Source organism: Shewanella sp. SG41-4 (assembly GCF_014164505.1).
GTDB lineage: Bacteria > Pseudomonadota > Gammaproteobacteria > Enterobacterales > Shewanellaceae > Shewanella.
This window is the reverse complement of the sequence record NZ_JACJFI010000565.1, coordinates 1-1,565: the sequence shown is the minus strand read 5'-3', so window position 1 is coordinate 1,565 and position 1,565 is coordinate 1. Positions and strand designations below refer to the sequence as shown.

At 39.0% G+C, this 1,565-nt stretch carries 2 protein-coding genes; both read right to left on the bottom strand.

Translation table 11 applies throughout. The features are described from left to right. Positions 1 to 602: hypothetical protein (locus H5202_RS22260; protein ID WP_220493979.1), on the bottom strand; the 602-nt coding region annotated here is incomplete at its 3' end. A 7-nt stretch (positions 603 to 609) separates the two neighbouring features. Continuing rightward, positions 610 to 1,503 carry a DNA repair protein gene (locus H5202_RS22255; RefSeq protein ID WP_220493978.1) on the bottom strand — a complete coding sequence of 298 codons (894 nt, stop codon included), beginning with the start codon at positions 1,501 to 1,503 and terminating at the stop codon, positions 610 to 612. Positions 1,504 to 1,565: the final 62 nt, after the last annotated feature.

The window sequence follows — 1,565 nt, the reverse complement described above, 5'->3', positions numbered from 1 at the left end:
TCAATACTAGATTTGCTGACGTTCTTGCCTTTACTCTTCTTTCCCTGATTGAATTCATCACTCTGTTTATAGAGAGCTCTTTTTTGACTGTTTTCATTAAGCTCAAGTTCACTATAAATCCGACGATTTTCACCCATTTGAGCGTCTCGGTATTGATAGAGCTTAGCTTTATCTTCTAAATCTGAGCGTTTATAGGGGCCTTTGTGGTCAACCTGGCTGGATGTGTTTTCATCTAAACGCTGTTTATCTAACCGACAGTCATCAGACATTTGCGGTTTGCTATCATAGCTAAAAGCTTGTAACTCACTGACCAACCGAGTCGAAGTCAGGCCTTTTTTAGAGAGAGCCAGTTTTGGGTGACTTATGAGGCCATCACAGACACTTAGCAGTATCGGCTGAATCAGCGCCTCGCCGATCCCAACTTTCTGATTTCTCATTGCTGTTTCAATTTCGTTGAGAACTTCCAAGCTATCTCTTTGATCATGTAGCTCGACATCCAGCAATACTTTACTAGCCTGAAGAGGAGAGCAGCCTTCCAAACGATTAACTATATCTTCACTAGATAACTCTGGAATTTGATAACCTTTATTTTTATCCATCATATCTTCCTTATGCGCACAAAGACTGTGATTTGGACATCTCAAATATTGTAGCTGCTTGCGAGCTGTCTTTTTCAATAAACCCTCCAGAATCTGATAGATAGCCAAGATTCGCCATCTGATTTAAGACGATGGATAAGTTAAACAGCGCGCGAAACTCCTCTAAATGAACTACTGGCAGTAGTTTGAAATCTAGCTTATGGGCAAAAACATCTGAATTAATGGCCATCTGATGCATGCGCTGAGTTTGAATTCCATATTCAAATCTATTTAACAGACTGCTGTAATTCGCGACTAGCTCATCAAAATAAAAAACAACATTATCTATAGACTCTTCGATCACTTTTAATTGTTTCTGCTGTGACTCAAGCTTAACTATCTCTTCAGTGATCCGTCCCTGCTCCTGCTTTGCTCGCTCTAATGATTCTTTCGCCGCCTTTCTAGAAAAAAGTCCTAAAGTGAAAACCATTCCTAATGTATCGAGCAAGCTCATTTTATTGAAATCAATTAACATAATTTCAGATTTTGCTCTGACACCGTTTCTATTTTTTATTTCCAAAATGCTATCATCAAATAGTTCTTCGAATGGCTGACCTTTGACGGAGACATTGTGTAATCGTCTGGATATCGACATAAATCGCTTGAAATGAACAGAGTATATATCTTGTTTCTGACGATTTATTTTGCTTATTTTTTCTTCTATCCCTTCTGATATTTGCGCAACCTCATGCTCGTAAAGTTGCTTTGCCTTTTCATAGCGTTTTTCCGTTTCAGCAATGATTGCTTCAGCTTCATCAGCATAATGTTTACCTGTAAAAGCATTCCAAACTTTAGAGCATGCGGCTTTGAACGTATCTACTGCACTTGATACCGTATTTTTACCTTCCTCAATACCCTTGAGCACCAACTTCCGACTCGCCCCAACATGCTAATAAATTTCTCCTTTTTTACCATTCCCTACCCTTC